The organism is Streptococcus thoraltensis DSM 12221, assembly GCF_000380145.1.
GTDB lineage: Bacteria > Bacillota > Bacilli > Lactobacillales > Streptococcaceae > Streptococcus > Streptococcus thoraltensis.
In genome coordinates this window covers 1-2,244 of the sequence record NZ_KB904623.1, presented here as the reverse complement: position 1 = coordinate 2,244, position 2,244 = coordinate 1, and the positions used below count along the sequence as shown (strand labels likewise).

Below are 2,244 nucleotides of genomic sequence, written 5' to 3'. Positions count from 1 at the left end.
AATCTTTATCCTTTTGAACATTAAAATAGAGAGAACCGGAACGATTCTCTCCATATATTAGCTATAAGTCACCCACTACAGTTGACGATGAGCCAATAAAAATCACTGTTCGTCAAATCATATCTCTTTCTTTTGAATGGTTAAATCTGATTCCCAATCTTGATAAATTTCTAAGAATCTATCTTCCTCTTCATCTTTAAAGCCTTCAAAAACAACTTTATCAATATTGTCGTGATTGAAAAATATGGTGGTTTCTGGATCTAAACCAGTAGGGTAAATAATACCAATATAATCAGAATAAGTTTCAACACCTGTCTGTGGATCACTATATACAGCTCCTCTACCAACAATCATTAACTTTTGAATACCACCATCTAATAAAACTAAGCTACCTAAGGGGAGTAAATTAATTGCCATATTTTTTTCCTTTCTTTTTGCCGTACCATTCTTCTTTTGTCTTGCCTTCATAAATACGATAATTCTCGGAAAATTTGAATTTGTAAAAAAGCATTAGCAAGTATGGTAAAAAACAATAAACAATCAGTAAAATACTTATCATATTAATAAACAATAACATTCCAATTATAAATATTAATCCTATAAAATCCAATTGTGTAGCAGATACCCCAGGAAATAAACGTTTTACAACAATCCATATTAACAGAGCGATAAACGAATATTTTCCAAGTTTCAATAAAATGACTTCAAACTTGTTAGGTGTGGTATCGTCACTAAATAAAACTCTCAATAATGCTTTATATTTATTGGTAATTGTCAAACAAATAACTAATAAATTAAGTAAGTTCAAACAAATAAAGGTCAACATACCAACTTCATTAGCAAAAAACATTATAAAGAATAGATTTACAAAAAATAACATCCAAATAATATAAAGAGTTACAGTAAGTATAGAAAATCCTACTTCCAATTCTATAAATCTTTTACATAGAGACCAAATCACAACCAAAATCCAAATTAGTGCGCAGATATAAAATAGCCACTGAGGAAGTAAATTAATCTGGAGAGGCTTCAAGGCCATATCTCCTCCGTCTCCTTTACTCACTATATAGGCTAAAAATGTTAAACCATATAAAACTAAGATGCCAATGATTGAAAATAATAATTTCAACATACGATTTTTATAAACTTTTCTAGCAGATAGGTCATCAACCATAAATTTTATAAACTGATCATCTAATAAATTCAAACTCTCTTCAAAATTTGCTTGAAATAATCGTTTCATCAAGTTTCTCCTATAAACGGTATTTTATGAACCTTTATTGAAGCACCAATGTTTTCAATTAATCGAGTTGCACGCTTTGATGAAGAATTAATAAAATTTTTCGAACCAGAAATCAAGCTTTTTCCTACCTTAGCAGCTTTATCATATTGCTCATAAGACCATTTTTTGGCGTTATCATAAGCACTTGGCCAAACCATCTGAATTCCTTTATTTAACAATCCTGCAGTTCCTCCGATTACAATTCCGGGCAGTCCAAAACTGGAACCTAAAACCATTCCCTCAAATGGACCAACCGATTTAACTGTGTCAATAGCTCCTCCTATAGCAGCTTTACCAACACTACCTGTCTTTCCAAATTCGTTAGCCGAACTAGATCCAAAAGTTACTGCTAAGTCAGCGTAAGTGGCTATATTCGTTACCTTCCCGAGAACTTTTCCAAATTTTATTAGTTTAATATTCTGGTATAATGTGGAATTCTTCAATGTCTCACTAACAAATGTTTTAAATGGACTAACAGCCTTATTATACATTTCATAGGCTTTACCAATTGTATTTATTTTAGGGAGAAATTTCCCAACCGCAACTGTGTCACCTAATTTTTCATATCGAGCCAATGTATTAATTAAAGTGGTCTGATATTTGGAAGGTAATTTATCAGCTAACGTCCAAAATTCTTCTGATTTCAAAATTTTCTTTATAAAAGCATCTGGATACATCTTAACAATCATACCCAAACGTTTCGTTCCTTCGGTGGTCTCTAACGTTGGCAACGAAGCAATAGAATTATACATTTCCACAATGATATTTTGAGTAACAATATCATCTTCATTAATCTTTAATTGTTCTTCTTTATCTGTTACCTCTATTTTCTCATTATACTCCTTCATCTTCTCTTTCAAGATATGATTATCAAGGAGCTTAGCGGCTTCTTCCCCATCATCTGAGAATTTAGCGACTGAGGCATTAATCGTCTTTACCCAAGGCAGCGAGCGACCCTTGAT

The 2,244-nt window shown here is 32.0% G+C and carries 2 protein-coding genes and 1 pseudogene; all 3 read right to left on the bottom strand.

Going from position 1 to position 2,244, the window contains the following annotated elements:
• Positions 1 to 117: 117 nt before the first annotated feature.
• Complete coding sequence (locus A3IA_RS0108905) at positions 118 to 417, bottom strand: DUF4176 domain-containing protein (protein WP_018380975.1); 300 nt, start codon at positions 415 to 417, stop codon at positions 118 to 120.
• Positions 407 to 1,243, bottom strand: a complete 837-nt coding sequence (locus A3IA_RS0108900; protein ID WP_018380974.1) for a hypothetical protein — start codon at positions 1,241 to 1,243, stop codon at positions 407 to 409. Before A3IA_RS0108900 ends, A3IA_RS0108905 begins: the two co-directional genes overlap by 11 nt.
• Positions 1,243 to 2,244 (bottom strand): annotated as a pseudogene (locus A3IA_RS13270) (hypothetical protein); the annotation flags it as partial. The gene A3IA_RS0108900 and the pseudogene A3IA_RS13270, both read right to left, overlap by 1 nt.